Source organism: Amycolatopsis sp. NPDC049159 (assembly GCF_040648295.1).
GTDB classification, from domain to species: Bacteria; Actinomycetota; Actinomycetes; order Mycobacteriales; family Pseudonocardiaceae; genus Amycolatopsis; species Amycolatopsis pretoriensis_A.
On record NZ_JBEZDL010000014.1, the window covers coordinates 163,690 to 179,341 of the forward strand.

At 72.9% G+C, this 15,652-nt stretch carries 15 protein-coding genes; 9 read left to right on the forward strand and 6 right to left on the reverse strand.

Translation table 11 applies throughout. The annotated features are described in order from the left end of the window. Window positions 1–46 precede the first annotated feature (46 nt). Window positions 47–1,585, reverse strand: coding sequence for an FAD-binding protein (locus AB0B33_RS26070; RefSeq protein WP_360776505.1), 1,539 nt, complete (start codon window positions 1,583–1,585; stop codon window positions 47–49). A gap of 299 nt (window positions 1,586–1,884) precedes the next feature. Next, on the reverse strand, window positions 1,885–2,817 hold the full coding sequence (locus tag AB0B33_RS26075; protein WP_360776507.1) for an LLM class F420-dependent oxidoreductase: 933 nt from the start codon (window positions 2,815–2,817) through the stop codon (window positions 1,885–1,887). Between the two features lie 240 nt (window positions 2,818–3,057). Between AB0B33_RS26075 and aroB the strand changes: the two genes are divergently transcribed. From aroB to AB0B33_RS26120, 9 genes are read left to right on the forward strand one after another with little or no spacing between them, the layout of a single operon-like run. Then, window positions 3,058–4,248 carry a 3-dehydroquinate synthase gene (aroB, locus tag AB0B33_RS26080; RefSeq protein ID WP_360776509.1) on the forward strand — a complete coding sequence of 397 codons (1,191 nt, stop codon included), beginning with the start codon at window positions 3,058–3,060 and terminating at the stop codon, window positions 4,246–4,248. Continuing rightward, window positions 4,245–4,916, forward strand: a complete 672-nt coding sequence (locus AB0B33_RS26085) for an HAD-IA family hydrolase (protein WP_360776511.1) — start codon at window positions 4,245–4,247, stop codon at window positions 4,914–4,916. The genes aroB and AB0B33_RS26085 overlap by 4 nt, the downstream gene beginning before the upstream one ends. Continuing rightward, window positions 4,909–5,808, forward strand: coding sequence for a sugar nucleotide-binding protein (locus tag AB0B33_RS26090; protein WP_360776513.1), 900 nt, complete (start codon window positions 4,909–4,911; stop codon window positions 5,806–5,808). Before AB0B33_RS26085 ends, AB0B33_RS26090 begins: the two co-directional genes overlap by 8 nt. Beyond that, window positions 5,808–6,815, forward strand: coding sequence for a BadF/BadG/BcrA/BcrD ATPase family protein (locus AB0B33_RS26095; RefSeq protein ID WP_360776515.1), 1,008 nt, complete (start codon window positions 5,808–5,810; stop codon window positions 6,813–6,815). The genes AB0B33_RS26090 and AB0B33_RS26095 overlap by 1 nt, the downstream gene beginning before the upstream one ends. Beyond that, complete coding sequence (locus AB0B33_RS26100) at window positions 6,781–7,737, forward strand: sugar phosphate isomerase/epimerase (RefSeq protein ID WP_360776517.1); 957 nt, start codon at window positions 6,781–6,783, stop codon at window positions 7,735–7,737. The genes AB0B33_RS26095 and AB0B33_RS26100 overlap by 35 nt, the downstream gene beginning before the upstream one ends. Next, on the forward strand, window positions 7,731–9,005 hold the full coding sequence (locus tag AB0B33_RS26105) for a glycosyltransferase (protein ID WP_360776519.1): 1,275 nt from the start codon (window positions 7,731–7,733) through the stop codon (window positions 9,003–9,005). The genes AB0B33_RS26100 and AB0B33_RS26105 overlap by 7 nt, the downstream gene beginning before the upstream one ends. Continuing rightward, window positions 9,002–9,727, forward strand: coding sequence for an SDR family oxidoreductase (locus tag AB0B33_RS26110; protein ID WP_360776521.1), 726 nt, complete (start codon window positions 9,002–9,004; stop codon window positions 9,725–9,727). The genes AB0B33_RS26105 and AB0B33_RS26110 overlap by 4 nt, the downstream gene beginning before the upstream one ends. Further along, window positions 9,724–10,557 carry a mycothiol conjugate amidase Mca gene (gene mca / locus AB0B33_RS26115; protein ID WP_360776523.1) on the forward strand — a complete coding sequence of 278 codons (834 nt, stop codon included), beginning with the start codon at window positions 9,724–9,726 and terminating at the stop codon, window positions 10,555–10,557. The genes AB0B33_RS26110 and mca overlap by 4 nt, the downstream gene beginning before the upstream one ends. Window positions 10,558–10,559: 2 nt before the next feature. Beyond that, window positions 10,560–11,180, forward strand: a complete 621-nt coding sequence (locus AB0B33_RS26120) for a DsbA family protein (RefSeq protein ID WP_360776525.1) — start codon at window positions 10,560–10,562, stop codon at window positions 11,178–11,180. Between the two features lie 51 nt (window positions 11,181–11,231). Here AB0B33_RS26120 and AB0B33_RS26125 read toward each other — a convergent pair whose 3' ends face one another. The 4 genes from AB0B33_RS26125 to AB0B33_RS26140 form a co-directional block, all read right to left on the reverse strand. Further along, window positions 11,232–12,425: an amidohydrolase family protein gene (locus AB0B33_RS26125; RefSeq protein ID WP_360776527.1), complete on the reverse strand. Its 1,194-nt coding sequence runs from the start codon at window positions 12,423–12,425 to the stop codon at window positions 11,232–11,234. Then, entirely contained in the window at window positions 12,422–13,642 is a 1,221-nt protein-coding gene (locus tag AB0B33_RS26130) for an aminotransferase class I/II-fold pyridoxal phosphate-dependent enzyme (RefSeq protein ID WP_360776529.1), read from the reverse strand. The genes AB0B33_RS26125 and AB0B33_RS26130 overlap by 4 nt, the downstream gene beginning before the upstream one ends. Window positions 13,643–13,815: 173 nt before the next feature. Next, window positions 13,816–14,265, reverse strand: a complete 450-nt coding sequence (locus AB0B33_RS26135) for an NUDIX domain-containing protein (RefSeq protein ID WP_247020345.1) — start codon at window positions 14,263–14,265, stop codon at window positions 13,816–13,818. 26 nt (window positions 14,266–14,291) lie between these two features. Then, window positions 14,292–15,644: an FAD-binding oxidoreductase gene (locus AB0B33_RS26140; protein WP_360776531.1), complete on the reverse strand. Its 1,353-nt coding sequence runs from the start codon at window positions 15,642–15,644 to the stop codon at window positions 14,292–14,294. Window positions 15,645–15,652: the final 8 nt, after the last annotated feature.

The window sequence follows — 15,652 nt, forward strand, 5'->3', positions numbered from 1 at the left end:
AAAGGCCCCGGATCGCTGAGCGGTCCGGGGCTTTTCCGTACGCGGGTCAGGACGGGAGTTCGACCGACTGGCGGTGCCGGAACACGTTGCGCGGGTCGTACTTCTTCTTCACAGCCTGCAGGCGCGGGTACGCGCCCTTGTAGTACAACGCGTGCCACGGCGAAGCCGACTTGTTGAACGCGGGGTCGCTCAGGTCGGCGTCGCAGTGGTTGACGTACGAGCCGTCCGAGACGTCGTCGGGCACCGGGACGCCGCCGGTGGCCGCGTAGACCTCGGAGTAGACCTCGCGCGCCCAGGCGATGTTGGCGGCGTCGCCGGCGGCGCCGCTCCACACCGACGACCACTGCACCTGGTAGGCGGCGTCGCGGTGCTGGATGGCCGTGTTCGCCTGCGGCACCGCGGAAACCTGGCCGCCGTAGGGCTGGAAGATGATGTTGATGTTGGGGTTGCTGATGTCGGACCGGGTGAGGTGCTTGTACATCGCCGCGGTCTGCGCCGGGGTGAACAGGCCCTTCATGAAGGCGGCCTTGTACTTCGCGCGCGACGTCGGGTCGTTCGCGACCGAGTTGGTGGTCCCGGTCAGCTCGACGAACTGAAGCCACGGCAACGTCTGCGGGGCGACGAAGTCGGGCGGCGCCACGCCGTCGGCGAGGTAGGCGATGTAGCCGTCCATGATGGCCTGCGCGTTCGGCACCGACACGTCCAGCTGCGCCAGCGCGGTGACCGACCCGCTCGACTTGTGGTTCACCGACAGGGCAGCGGTGAGGTCGCGGGCCGGGCTGTTCGGCGACTTGTTGTCGATGTGCCACTGCGAGTAGTTCCGCACCAGGCGGGAGAACTGCGCCTCCGTCAGGTTGTTCAGGTTCCAGCCGGCGACGGTGAAGTTCGTCCGCGCGGGCGGCTTCGGCAGCAGCTTGCGCGGGTCGGTGCCGGTCGCGCCCGGCGAGCGGAAGAAGTACCGCGTCACGATGCCGAAGTTGCCGCCGCCACCGCCGGTGTGCGCCCACCAGAGCTCGCGGTGGGGGTCGCCGGGCTCGCGGGTGGCCACGACCGTCTGGGCCCGGCCCGCGGCGTTCACAGTGACGACCTCGACGGCGTACAGGTGGTCCACGACCAGGCCGTTGCGGCGCACCAGCCAGCCCCAGCCGCCGCCGGCGACGTGCCCGCCGACGCCGACGGAATAGCAGACGCCGCCGGGGATGACGACGCCCCAGGTCTTGTACAGCTTCTCGTAGACGTCCAGCAGGATCGCCCCGGACTCGACCGCGATCGCGTTGCGCTGCTGGTCGTAGTAGATGCGGTTCATGCTGCTCAGGTCGAGGATGACCTGGGTTTCGTCGCTGTAGACGAAGTCTTCGTAGCAGTGGCCGCCGCTGCGGACGCTGATCCGCTTGCCCGCGCTGACGGCCGCGGTCACCAGCGGGGCGACCTGCGACGGCGAGTCGATGACGGCGACCCGCTCCGGGTGCGCCACGAACCGGGCGTTGAGGGCGCGCACCAGGTCCGGGTACTGCTGGTCCGCGGGGTTGACGATCGAGGCGGGGCAATCGGCACCCGCCGCGGTGGATTCGGCGGCTCCCGCCACGCCGGTGAGGAGCCCGTTGTCGAGGAGCGCCGTCCCGCCGACTCCGAGAACTGCGCCAGTGAGGAATTTTCTCCGACCAGTGACCTGCCGCTCATTGAGCATTTCTGCCGTTCCTCTGCGATCGCGACTGAGTGCCGAGTCAAGAATTGAGAGGAAAAAATTAACCGATCAGGTGATTGACCAGCATCTTGCGTCGTGCCTTTAACAAAAAAGATTCACTTTGACACTCCCCGTGACCACACAAAGGAAGGGGACTTCCCCCTGCTGAGGAAAGCCCCCTTCGACACCGCGGCGGACCCCTAGACCTGCGGGACGACCTCCGCCGCGATCAGGTCCAAGTGGTCCAAGTCGGCCAGGTCGAGGACCTGGAGGTACACGCGGGAGAGCCCGGTGCGCTCGCGCCACCGGCCGAGCTTGTCGACGACCTCCGCGGGCGAGCCGGCGAGCGCCTTCTCCCGCAGGTCTTCCACCGTGCGGCCGATCTTCTCCGCACGTGCGGCGAGCGCGGCTTCGTCCGCGCCGACGCAGATGGTCTGGGCCACCGAGAACGTGATCTCGCCGGGGTCGCGGCCGATCTCTTCGCAGGCCGCGCGGATCCGGTCGAACTGCGCCGCCGTGTTCTCCTCGTCCCACAGGGAGTTGTTGAACTCGTTCGCGTAGCGCGCGACCAGCTTCGGCAGGCGCCGGGGACCCTTGCCGCCCATGATGATCGGCGGGTGGGGCTGCTGCACCGGCTTCGGCAGGGCCGGCGAGTCGACGATGCGGTAGTGCTTGCCCTCGAAGGAATACGTGTCGCCGACCGGGGTGCCCCAGAGTCCGGTGAGGATCTCGAGCTGCTCCCCCAGCCGGTCCACGCGCTCGCCCTTGGTCGGGAACGGCGCGCCGATCGCCTCGTGCTCGCCGGCGAACCAGCCCGAGCCGATGCCGAATTCGACGCGCCCACCCGACATTTCGTCGACCTGGGCGATCGTGACGGCCAGCGCGCCGGGGTACCGGAACGTCACCGGGCTCAGCAGCACCCCCAGCCGGATGCGGCTGGTCTCCCGCGCCAGCGCGCCGAGCGTGACCCACGCGTCCGACGGGCCCGGGTGCGCCGCCGCGGTTCCGGTGCGCATGTAGTGGTCGGACCGGAAGAACGCGGGGAACCCCGTCGCTTCGGCGTGCCGGGCCACGCGCAGCAGATCGCCGTGGGCGGCACCTTCCTGCGGTTCGGTGAAGATCCTCAGCTCCATGGCGAAAAGCCTATCCCGGCAAGGCGGACGCGCTAAGCGAGGCGGCACGCTCGGAGATGAGCACGACAAGGACCGGTGCGAGAGTTCGATAAGCGACGGCGCAGCCCGCGGTGCTCGCCACCCGGCCATTCCCGGTGACTACAAACTACCAGCCGGAGCACGGGGTTCCACGATTTGGACACCGAGCGGGTCCGCAAGGTGCGGTTGCGCGATCAAGAGGACTTCAAGGGGAGTCAAACCATGCTCGAGCACGTGCGTTGTCCGCATCTGGTACCGATTCCCGCCGCGGACGATACCGAGCCGTTCACCGCCTCCGCCAGCCGGGACGACACCTATTCGGTGTTCGTCTGCAAGGCCGAACCCTGCGCGGAGAAATTCCTCCTCAACCAGATCGACGGGCGCCGGGTCGCGCTCATCACCGACGACACGGTTTCCGCGCTGCACGCCGAGCGACTCGCGACCTCGTTGCGGGACAAGGGAATCGACGTCTCGATGACGTCGTTCGCACCCGGGGAGGCCAACAAGTCGATCGACACCGCGGTCCGCATGCTCGACTGGCTGGCCGGCACGTCCATCGCCCGGCGCGACATCATCCTGTCGGTCGGCGGCGGCGTGGTCATCGACACCATCGGCTGGGTCGCCAGCGCCTACATGCGCGGCATCCCGTACATCAACGTCCCCACCACGCTGCTGGGCCAGGTGGACGCGGCGCTCGGCGGCAAGGTCGCCGTCGACCACCCGAGCGCGAAGAACCTCATCGGCGCGTTCTACCAGCCGAAGGCGGTCGTCTCGAACGTCGCCTACCTGTCCACTTTGGACCGCCGGCAGATCGCGGCCGGGCTGGCCGAGGCCATCAAGAAGGGCATGATCGGCTCGCCGCCGCTGTTCGACCTCATCGAGGACAACGCCGACCTGGCGCTGAACCGCGACCTGCCCGCGCTGGAGCAGATCGTGCGCGCGGCGAGCGTCGTGAAGTCCGAGCTGATCCAGCTGGACCCGTACGAAGTGGACTTGCGGCGCCCGCTGAACTTCGGCCACACCGTCGGCCACGCGGTCGAGACGGTGACCGGCTACGGCCCGGTGCTGCACGGCGAGGCCGTCGCCTACGGCATGACGATCGCCGCCGAAATCGCGGTGCGGCGCGGGATGCTCGCCGAGAAGGACCGCGCGCGGCTGGTCGGCCTGCTGAACCGCTGCGGGCTGCCGACGTCCACTTTGGACCTCCCGAGCTCGGTCCAGGCGGGTGCCGTCACGGCGGCGCTCGGCCAGATCCGGAAGATCCGCGACTCGAAGATCCGGTTCGTGCTGCCCATCGAGTACGGCTGCACGGTCATCGCCGACGACGTCACCGACGACGAGGTCGCCATGGCGATGGCCGCGACCCGCGCCACCGCGCTGGCCGAAGCCCGCGAGGGGGCGAGGGCGGCATGAGCACCCCGGCCGATGCGCTGTCGTGCGCGGCGGTGCTGTTCGACCTCGACGGCGTGCTGGTGGAGTCCGGCAGCACCGTGGAGCGGTCGTGGCGCGCCTGGGCGGTGGACCACGGGCTGGACCCGGACGCCGTGGTCGCCGCCTGCCACGGACGCCCGTCGGCCGAGACGATCGCGGCCGTCGCGCCGCACCTCGACGCCGCCGGTGAAGCCGCCGCACTGGAACTGCTCCAGGCGGCGGACACCAGCGAGCTCGTGGCGTGCCCCGGAGCGGCGGAGATCCTCGCCGCGCTGCCCGGCACCCGGCACGCCGTGGTGACGTCCGGGACGCGGCCGCTCGCGACCGCCCGGCTGACCAGCGTGCTGCTGCCGGTCCCGGCCGTCCTGATCGCCGCGGGCGAGGTCCCGCGCGGCAAGCCGGCCCCCGACGGCTACCTCGCCGCCGCCGCGCGGCTCGGCTTCGTGCCGGAGTCGTGCGTCGTCGTCGAGGACGCCCGGCCCGGCGTGCTCGCCGCGCGGGCCGCCGGCTGCCGCGTCATCGGCATCGACGGGCCCCTGCTCGGTGATCCGTCCGATGTGGACATCCTGGTGCCGGACCTCGCCGCGCTGGCGGCCACGGTGGGCACCGGCTCGATCGCGCTGACGAGGAGGAGCGAAACCCATGTCTGACCACACGGTTCTGGTCGTCGGCCGCGGGCTGATCGGTGCTTCGGTGGCCGACCGGCTGCGCGCGGACGGCCACGACGTGGCGACCGTGTCGACCACGCCGCTCGCCCACGCCGGGCACCTGTCCGTCGACCTCGACGACCCGGCGGGCCGCGAACGCCTGCGCACCCACGTCGACACGCTGCGCCCGGCGCGGGTCATCCTGACCCACGGCCCCAGCGACGTCACCTGGATCGAAGCGAACGAGCAGCGCGCGGAGGCCGTCCACCACGGCGTGGCCAAGCTGCTCGCCGGGTCCGGGGTGCCGACGGTGCTGGTCTCCACCGACAACGTCTTCGACGGTTCGCGCGGCGGCCACCGCCCGGCCGACCCGATCAGCCCGCACAACGTCTACGGGCGGGTCAAGGCGCTGGCGGAGCAGGAACTGCTGACCGGCCCGAACCTCGCCCTGCGCGTCAGCCTCGTCTACGGCTGGACCGGCCCGGCGCACCGCGCCACCTACGGCCAGCGCTGCCTGCAGGCCGCCGCCGCGGGCGAGGAGCTGGAGGCGCCGACCGACCAGTCGTTCACGCCCGTGCACATCGACGACGTCTCTGCGGTGCTGGCCGCGCTCTGCCGCGTGCCGGAGCTCCCGACCGGCATCGCGCACCTGGCCGGGCCGGCCGAGCTGAGCCGGTTCGACTTCGCGACGGTGGCCTACCGCCTGAGCGGGACCGACCCGGCGCTGGTGCGGCCGGTCCTGCGCCGCGACACCCTGTGGGCTTCGCGCCCGCGGCACTCCTCGCTGGCCTGCGACGACTTCGGGCACCTGCCCGGGCTGGCCGGCTGGACGCCGATGACGCCGGCGGACGGGCTGCGGCAGATGCTGCGGACCGGCCCCGTGGTCGCGGTCTGATGGTCGGCCGGTTCGCGATCGACGCCGGCGGCAGCCGGACCCGGGCTCTGGTGGTGCCCGGAGACGGCGGCCCGCGGCGGACGTTCGAGCTGCCGTCGATCAACCCGCACGCCACCGGCGACGCCGCCGGCCGCACCCTGCGCGAGGCGTTCGCCGAGATCGGCGCCGTGCTCGGGACCGGGCCGTCGGTCGGCTGGCTGGCCAGCGCCGCGGCCGGGCCCGGCGGGATCGGCCCGGAGCTCGAGCGGGCCCGCGCCGCCGCCGACGCCGTGGGCCTGGACGCCGGGCTGGTCGTCTCCAACGACGTGCTGCCGCTGCTGTGGGGCGTTCCGGCGCTCTCCGGCGTCGGCGTGGTCGCCGTGTGCGGCACCGGCTCCGGCTTCTTCGGGACCGACGGGAAGCGCGTGGCCAACGCGGGCGGCTGCGAGTACCTCGGCAGCGACGAGGGCGGCGCCGTCGACATCGGCCTGCGCGGGCTGCGGGCCGCCGTCCGCGCCACCGACGGCCGCGGCCCGGAGACGCAGCTCGTCGACGCGCTGAGCGAGTACGCGGGGACGACCGTCGCCGGCCTCGCGCGCCGGCTGGCCGCGCAGCCGTTCCCCAAGCAGGGCCTGGCCGCGCTCGCACCGGTGATCTGCAGGACCTGGCTGGCCGGCGACGACGTCGCGCTCGGCGTGATCGACCAGGCCGTCGGCGATCTGGCCGAAGGCGTGTACGCGGTCCGCGACGCGCTCGGCCTGCCGGACGGGTTCGCCGTCGCCGCGGCGGGCGGGGTGTTCACCGGGTGCCCCGAGCTGTACGAGCAGTTCGCCCACCACCTGACCGGACCGGTCGGCGCCGGCAGCGCCGACCTCGTGACCGACACGGCCTCGGTCGTGCTGACCGCGCTCGACCGGTTCGCCGGCTCCGGCGAACCGGCGCTGCCCGGCGGGCTCGACGCCTACGCCGCGGCGCTGCCCCCGAGGAGGCGACATGAAGCTGGGACTGTGCTTGGCGGCGTTCGGTGACCTCGACCTGGCCACCGCGTTGCGGCACGCGGAGAAGTTCGGCCCGCTGTGGCTGGACGTGCCGACCGACACGACGTTCGGGCTGATCGACGCGGTCCGGTGCGCGGACGACGCGACCTACCGCGACGAGGTGGCGGAGGTGCTGCGCGGGCAGCAGATCGGCTGCGTCAGCAACAGCCGCGACGCGCAGCTGCTGCTCGGCCCGCACGACCGGCACACCGACCCGGTGCACCGCGGCGACGCGGCGGCCAAGCGCGCCCACGCGCTCACCTGCGCCCTCGGCGCGATCCGCCTGGCCGAGCGGCTCGGCGCGCCGGACGTCCGGCTGCTGCCCGGCTGCCCCGACTTCGGGCGCTGGCTGTCGTGGTGGCACAGCGACGTGAGCTGGGCCGACAACATCGCCGCGTTCCGCACGGCCGCCGAGCCGCTGGTGCGGGCCGCGCGCGAGGCCGGCGTCCGGCTGCTGGTGGAGCCGCACCCGAAGCAGGTCGTCTACGACCGCGCGAGCGCGGAACTGCTGTTCTCGATGACCGAAGACTGGGCCGACGTGCTCGGGCTGTGCGTCGACCCGGCGAACCTCGCCGCGACCGGCCACGACCCGGTCGACGCGGTGCGCGGCTGGGAAACGCGGATGGGCTCGGTGCACGCGAAAGACCTGCAGCGCTGGTCCGGGCGCGGCCTGCCGTCCGGCCCCGGCTGGGGCCGCTACGGACCGCAGCCGCCGATCCGGTTCCGTGCGCTCGGCCTCGGCGAGCTGCCCTGGGCGGAAATCGTGGCGACGCTGCAGGACGAAGGTTTCGACGGCGTGCTGTACCTCGAGCACGAGGACACGCTGCTCCCCCGCGAACGCAGCATCGAGCGCGGCCTCGGCGTGCTCCGGTCGATGGTGCCGGACGCGGTGGCCGAAGGGCGGACGTGGTGAAGCCCGCGTGGGTGCGTGAGCCGGGCCCGGGGCCGCGGCTGGTGCACGTCAACGCGACCGCGACCGGCGGCGGTGTCGCCGAGCTGCTGCACGGCCTGGTACCGGCGCAGCTCGCCGCCGGCGTCGACGCGGGGTGGGCGGTGATCGCCGGGGACGACGGGTTCTTCGCGTTCACCAAGTCCCTGCACCACTTGCTGCACGACCGCGGTGCGCCGCGGATCCCGGCGGCCGGCCTGGACCACTACCGGGCGGTGCTGGCCCCGCAGGCGGAGTGGCTGGCCGCGCGGGTGGGGCCGGGCGACACCGTGGTGCTGCACGACCCGCAGGTGCTGGGCCTGGCCCCGGCGCTGGCGGCGGTGGGCGCGCGGGTGGTGTGGCACTGCCACATCGGGACCGACGCCGCGGGTGCGGCGGGGCCCGAGGTGGTGTGGCGGGCTTTCGCGGGTGAACTGTCCTCTGTGGACGTCGTGGTGACGGCGCTGGCGGAGTACGCCCCGCCGGGACGTCCGGTGGCGGTGTGCGCGCCGGCGTTCGACCCGAAGGCGGCGAAGAACCGGCCGATGTGCGCGGCGGAGACGGGTGCGCTGCTGGCGGAGGCCGGGCTGACGGCGGAGGCCGCCGGGGCGCTCGCCGTCGTCGAGCAGGATGCGCCCATGCCCGTAGGGGCTCGGATGGTGCTGCAGGTCTCCCGGTGGGACCCGCTCAAGGACATGCCCGGCGTTCTCCGCCTCCTGCCCGGCCTGCCCGGGGACGTCCACCTCGTGCTGGCGGGCAACGACCCCGAAGAGATCCCGGACGACCCCGAAGGCCTCGCCGTGCTCGCCGAAGTGCGGCGGCTCAGGGCCGCACTGCCCGCGTCGCTGCGGCGCCGGGTGCACCTCCTGCGCACCTCACAGCAGCACCCCGAACGAGCCGCCCTGCTGATCAACGCCTTGCAACGGCGGGCCGACGTCGTCGTGCAGAAGAGCCTCGCGGAAGGCTTCGGGCTCACCGTCACCGAAGCGATGGCCAAGGGACGGCCGGTCGTCGCGGGGCGCGTCGGCGGGCTGTGTGCCCAGATCGAGCACGGCCGGACCGGGCTGCTGGTCGATCCGGCGGACACCGCGGCCGTCACGGATGCCGTGTGCGGGCTGCTCTCCTGCCTGCGGGACCGCGAGCGCATCGGCGCGGCCGCGGCGGCCGCGGCGGCGGCCACCTACCCGATGGACCGCCTGGTCGCGGACTACCGCGCGGTGGCGGCCCGCATCCCGGAAGGGGCGTCTCGATGAGAACCGGAGTGGTCACCGCCGCGGGCGGGCGGATCGGGTCGGCCGTGGCCGAGCGGCTGCTCGACGCCGGCGTGGTCGACGAAGTCGTGGCGGTCGACGTGGTCGAGCCGGTGGTTCCCGCCGGTGCCAAGGGTTTCGTCTGCGACCTGCGTGAAGCGTCCGAAGTGGACAGACTGGCGGCCGCGCTGCCCGGCGAGCTCACCGTGCTCGTCAACGTGCTCGGCGGCGAACGGCGCCCGCACCTCGAACCCGTCGACGACCCGGCGTGGCCGCCGGAAGCGGTGTTCGACGACATCTTCGCGCTCAACCTCACCACGGCCTACCGCGTGACGCGCGCCCTGCGCGAGCGGTTCGGCCGCGGCTCGGCGATCTGCAACGTCAGCTCGATCGCGGCGAACATGCCGTGGGTCGTCTCCCCCGCGTACGGCGCCGCGAAGGCCGCGCTCGAGCACTGGAGCACCTCGCTCGCCGTCGCGCTGGCGCCGGCCGGGGTGCGGGTGAACACCGTCCGGCCCGGGTTCGTCTGGAGCAAGCAGTGGCAGGACGTCAGCCGCGCCGAGTTCGACGAGGTCGTCGCCGACCGCGTCCCGCTCGGCCGGGAACAGACCGCCGACGACGTCGCCGACGTCGTGGCGTTCCTCTGCTCGCCCGCCGCGAAGCACATCACGGGGCAGGGCCTGGACGTCGACGGCGGGGCGACCCTGGTGCGGAGGGCACGATGAGGCTGATGGCGGTGCACGCGCACCCGGACGACGAATCGAGCAAGGCCGCGGCGACGCTCGCGCGGTACGTCGACGAGGGCCACGAAGTCCTGGTCGTCACCTGCACCGGCGGCGAAGAGGGCAGCATCCTCAACCCGGCCATGGACACGCCGGAAGTGCGCGCCGACCTGACCGCGGTCCGCCGCGGCGAGATCGCCCGCGCGATCGAGGTGCTCGGCGTCGAGCAGCGGTGGCTCGGCTTCGCCGACTCCGGCTGGCCGGACGGCACCCCGGTCCCGCCGGGCCGGTTCGCCAGCCTGCCGCTGGAAACGTGCGCCGAACGGCTGCTCGTCGAGATGCGGGAGTTCCGGCCGCACGTCGTGATCACCTACGACGAGAACGGCGGCTACCCGCACCCGGACCACATCCGGGCGCACGAGGTCGCGGTCGCGGCGTTCGAGGCGGCCGGCGACGACCCGGACTGGCAGCCGCTGAAGCTCTACTACGTCCACGAGTGGTGCGGCAAGAAGATGGCGATGTTCCACGAGGCGCTGCTCGAAGCAGGCCTGGAGTCGCCGTACCACGAGTGGCTGAAGGAGTGGGACACCAAGCCGGACGTTTACGCCCGGATCACGACCAGGGTGCCGTGCGCGGAGCACTTCCCGCAGCGGGACGCCGCGCTGCTCGCGCACGCCACCCAGATCGACCCGGACAGCCACTGGTTCGCCGTCCCGCTGGAGCTCCAGCGGCAGCTGTGGCCGACCGAAGATTTCGAGCTCGCCCGTTCCCGGGTGGGCGGCTCTGGGCCGGAGGACGACCTGTTCGCCGGCATCGAAGTGCGGAAGGGGTAAGGATGAACACCGTGGAACAGTGGTTCGACCCGATGGACCCGTGGTCCTGGGTCGTGTCGCGGTGGCTGCTGGAGGTCGAGCAGGTCCGGGAGATCGACCTGCGGTTCCGGGTGATGAGCGTTTCGGTGGTCAACGCCGACCGCGAGATCCCGGAGCAGTACCTCGACGACCCGGAGGCGTACCTCAAGCGGATGCAGGCAGCCTGGGGCCCGGTCCGCGTGGCGACGGCGGCCGCCGACCAGCTCGGCCCGAAGGTCCTGCGCGACCTCTACACCGCGCTGGGCAAGCGGATCCACGAGGAAGGCAACAAGGACTTCCCGGCGGTGATCTCGGCGGCGCTGGACGAGCTGGGCCTGCCGGCGGAGCTGAACGAGGTCGCCACGACGGATGCCGCCGACGACCAGGTCCGCGCGAGCACGCGCGAGGCGATGGACGCGGTCGGCATCGAGATCGGCACGCCGATCATCCGGATCGACGGGGCGGCGTTCTTCGGCCCGGTGGTCTCGAAGATCGCGCGCGGCGAAGACGCGGGACGGCTGTTCGACGCGCTGGCGACGCTGGCGGGCTTCGAGCACGTTTCGGAGATCAAGCGGGCCCGGATTTCGGAGCCCGACTTCTCCTGAACGGCGTGCTGAAGGGGACTTTCCCGGCATCGGCTGCGGGGAAAGTCCCCTTCAGCGCACCACGCGGCCGCGGGCGACCACCAAGCGCACGTCGGCCAGCACGGACGTCGAGGTGCGCGGATCGCCGCCGACCACGAGCAGGTCCGCGTCCAGTCCGGGGCGCACGCGGCCGGTCACCGAAGACAACCCCAGGATGTCCGCCGCGCCGGACGTGGCCAGTTCCAGGACCCGCTCCGGGCTGAACCCCAGCCACTCGTACATCCCCAGCAGCCCGGCGTACTCGCCGAACACCGCGTTCCGCACGCCGCCGTCGGAGCCGGGCAGGATCGGCACGCCCAGCGCGTCGAGCCACGCGATCCGGTCGAACAGCGGACGGGCCGCCGCCTCGCCGAGTTTTTCCCGCTGCACCAGCCAGTCTCGCGGGCCGGCCGTGCAGCACGCCGCGATGCCGGCGGAAGCCATCCGGCGCGCGATGTCCTCGCGGCGGTGCCACTGCGCGTCGCCGGCCAGCCAGTAGCAGTGCTCGATCGTGTCCGCGCCCGCGTCGACCGCGAACTCGATGGACTCCGTGCCGTGCGCGTGCGCCGCCACGGGCAGGCCGAGCGCGTGCGCCTCCGCGACGACCGCCTTCATCTCGGCCGGGGTGAACTGGGACTCCCACATCGCCGCGCCGCCGGGCGTGAGGCTGCCGCCGCTGGCCATCACCTTGATGACGTCCGCGCCCGCTTCGGCGTTGGCGCGGACCAGGTCTCGCATCGCCGCTTCGCCGGTCACCTCGCCGCCGAAGAACCAGCAGTGCCCGCCCGGCGGGGTCAGCGGGGCCAGCGCGGCCAGGATGCGGGGGCCCGGCCGGGTGCCGGCGTCGATCTCCCGCCGGAGCCCGGTGATCCGCGGCGGCCGGTCGCCGAGGTCGCGGACCGTCGTCACGCCGGAGGCGACGAGCCGCGCGGCCCGCGCCGCCATCCCGGCCTCGACTTCGCCGGGGCCCGCGGCGAGCAGCGCCGCCACCGGGTCGCTACCCCCGTCCATCGCCAGGTGCACGTGCCCGTCGATCAGGCCGGGCACCAGCGTCGCGCCCGGGAACGCCAGGCGCCGCGCGGAGTCCGGCGCCGGTACGGACCCGCGCGGGCCCGCCGCGGCGATCTTCCCGTCCACCACCAGGACGGCGGCGTCCGGGACGCATTCGCCGAGCGGGCCGCGCAGGAGCCTGCTCACCTCGATCAGCAGCGGCTCCGGAGCACTCATGCCACGGACGATAGCAACGGAACGCTGGCCGCCACCCGGCCTTTCAGGTCGCAGAGCAACGGCCAAGAAGTCGCGAAGTTCAGCCGCGCGAACCCCTGCCCGCCGCGGCCGAACGACTCGCCCGGGCTCAGCTCGATGCCGGCGGTCTCGCGCACCACCGACGTCGGGTCCGACCAGCCGAACGCCCGGAAGTCCAGCCACGCCAGGTAAGTCGCCTCCGGCAGGTGGTAGCGCACCATCGGCAGCTCGGTCCGCATCGTCTCGGCGACCATGTACCGGCTGCGGTCGAGGTAGGAGACCGTCGCGTCGAGCCACTCGTCGCCCCGGGTCCACGCGGCCACCGTCGCGGCCGCGCCGAAGATGTTGACCGAGCCGAGCAGGGCCGCCTGGACGTCGACCACCGCGCGCATCCACTTGGGCCCGAGGTGCGCCACCGCGCAGCGCAGCCCGGCCAGGTTGAAGGCCTTGCTGGCGCCGTACACGGTCACCGTGCGCGCGCCCATTTCCGTGCTCAGCGAAGCGAACGGGATGTGCCGGTGCGGCGCGAACGTCAGGTCGGCGTGCAGCTCGTCGGAGACGACCAGCATGTCGTTCCGCTCGACGGCGGCGGCGAGCGCGGTCAGTTCCGCGCGGGTGAACACGCGCCCGGTCGGGTTGTGCGGGCTCACCAGCAGGAGCAGCTTGGCCCCGGCCAGCACCGCGTCCAGCTGCCCGGCGTCGAACCGCCAGCCTGCTTCGGTGTCCTCCATCGGGATCGGCACGACCCGGCGGCCCAGGCTGGTGATCATCTTCGTGAGCGGGCCGAACGCCGGGGTGTGGATGGCGATCCCGTCGCCCGGGCGCGTCGACGCTTCCAGCACCACGCGCACGGCCTGCGCGACGTTCGTGAACTCGCGCACGTCACCCGGGTTCACGAACCAGCCGTAGCGGTCGGCCATCCGGTCGACGAAGGCTTCGCGCACGGTCCGCGCGCCCGTCGGCCAGTCCGGGTAGCCGAAGTCGCCCGCCGAAATCAGGTCGTGGAGGGACTCCCGGATCGGCTCCGCGACCGGGAAATCCATGTCCGCCACCCACGCCGGCACCACGTCCGGGCGCACGACCTGCCACTTGGCCCCTGGCCGCGACCGCAGTTCAGGCTCCGACAGCGCCGAGAACGCCTGATGCAGCCGCGATCGCGCCGCCGGCACCAGCGTCGCGCTCGCCTGCTCGATCGTCATGACCGCACCTCGTTTTCGTCTCCACCCAGTGGTTGTTGCCTGCTTATGTGACGGCCGGCGGGTGCAGAACTCATCGGTGCCAGGCGAAAAATCCCCTGCCGATCGTGACTTTCCTGGTCAGGGCATGGGAAGAGCCCGGCCGCGGCCGGGCTCTTCTTCTGGTGAGCGGACTTTCAGCCGTTGCCGGCCGGCTTCCCGCGCTCCAGGGAGAGCGTTTTCGTCGTGCCGTGCGCGACGGTGAACCGCGCCGCCAGCTCCGGCGGCAGGTACTCGGCGAGCCGGTCCACCGGGACCCACTCCGAGCGGTCCAGGCCGTTGCGGCCGAGCGTGAGCCGGATGTCGTCGTCGGCGAGTTCGCCGCCGTCGAAGACGTAGAGGAACTCGTCGCCGTCGTCGCCCGGCACCCAGTCGACGACGACCAGGCCCCGCGGCTCCCGGTCCAGGCCGAGGTCCTCGCCCAGCTGGCGCCGCGCGGCCGCGGCCGGCGATTCGCCGTGCCCCACCAGCGCGCCCGGGATGTCCCAGCCGTTCTCGTAGATCGAGCGGTGGAGCAGCAGCACCGTGTCGCCGCGGGTGAACAGTGTCCCCGCGCAGACGTGCGGCGCGGGCGTGGGCTCGGTCATGGTTCCTCTCCTTCCTGGCCGTCCCGCTACGCGAGCGGCACGGACTGGGCGAACCGGAACAGTCCGTCCGGGTCGTAGTGCGCCTTGACCGCCCGCAGCCGGGCGAGGTTGGCGCCGTAGTAGGCCGAGGGGGCGTCCTCGAGGTCGGGGTCCGGGAAGCCCGGGTAGGCGCCGCCGGTGCCCCACGGGCGCGTCAGGTCCCACGAGCGGTTCAGCCACTTGCGCGTGTCGGCCGGCTCGAGGTCGGCGTCGATGTCGGCGGCGTGCTTGAGCAGGTACTGCGCGTCCCGGTGCGGGAAGGCCGTCGCGGCGGGGTCGACGTCGTTGTACGCGCCGCCCGAAGGCAGCAGCTCCAGGGAGCGGCCCTCCCCCGCCTTGCGCCCGTCGTCGAACTCGGCCAGCAGCGCTTCGACGACGTCGGCGGGCAGCGGCGTACCGATGAACTCCGCCCGGCTGTAGAGGTGCGCGCCCGGGTGGTCGTCGCCCGGCCCGTTCTCCGCGAGGTAGGCCTTGGTTTCGCGGTAGGGCAGCGTGACGCGGGTGTCGGTGACCGGCGCGGGCAGCGAGCGCACGAACTCCGTCACCGATTCCGCACCGCCGGTCAGCGTGCCGAACAGGTGCGTGACGGGCTCGTCGGCCGGGTTCGCCGACGCCGTCACCATCAGGCTCGGGGCCACTTCGCGCGGCGCGCCGACGAGCCACTCCTGCCAGGCGAGCACCAGCGCCGGGGCGTGCTCGCGGCCCCACGTGAGGTGGAAGCTGGTGGCCTCCGGCGCGGGCACGGGGTCGAAGACCAGCCGCGTCACGACGCCGAAGTTGCCGGTGCCCGCCCCGCGCAGCGCCCAGAACAGGTCCGGCTCCCGCTGCTCGGAACAGGCCACGACCCGGCCGTCCGCGAGGACCACGGTGGCCGCGCGCAGGCGGTCGGCCGCGAACCCGTGCCGGCGGCCGAGGATGCCCATGCCGCCGGCGAGCGCGTGCCCGGCGAGGCCGACCGTCGGGCCGCAGCCGGCCGGGATCGTCCGGCCGTGCGGCGCCAGGGCGTCGTAGGCGTCGGCGAGCCGGGCGCCCGCACCGACGACGAGCCGGCCGCCTTCGACCGACGCCGTCGCCATCGGGCGGGTGTCCAGCAGGATCCCCGCGGTGGACGAATGCCCGGCGAAGTCGTGGCCGCCGCCGCGGATGGCCAGCGGCAGCCCGGTTTCGCGGGCCGCGGCCAGTACCACCGCCACGTCGGCGTCGGTGGTGCAGCGGACCACCACGGCCGGGCGGACGCTGTCGTACCGGGCCATTTCGGAGCGGCGGGCCTCGTCGTAACCGGCCGAAGCCGGGGTGAGGAGCTCACCCGCCAGCCGCCGCTCCAGCGCGTTCCAGCGCACCAGGGTCG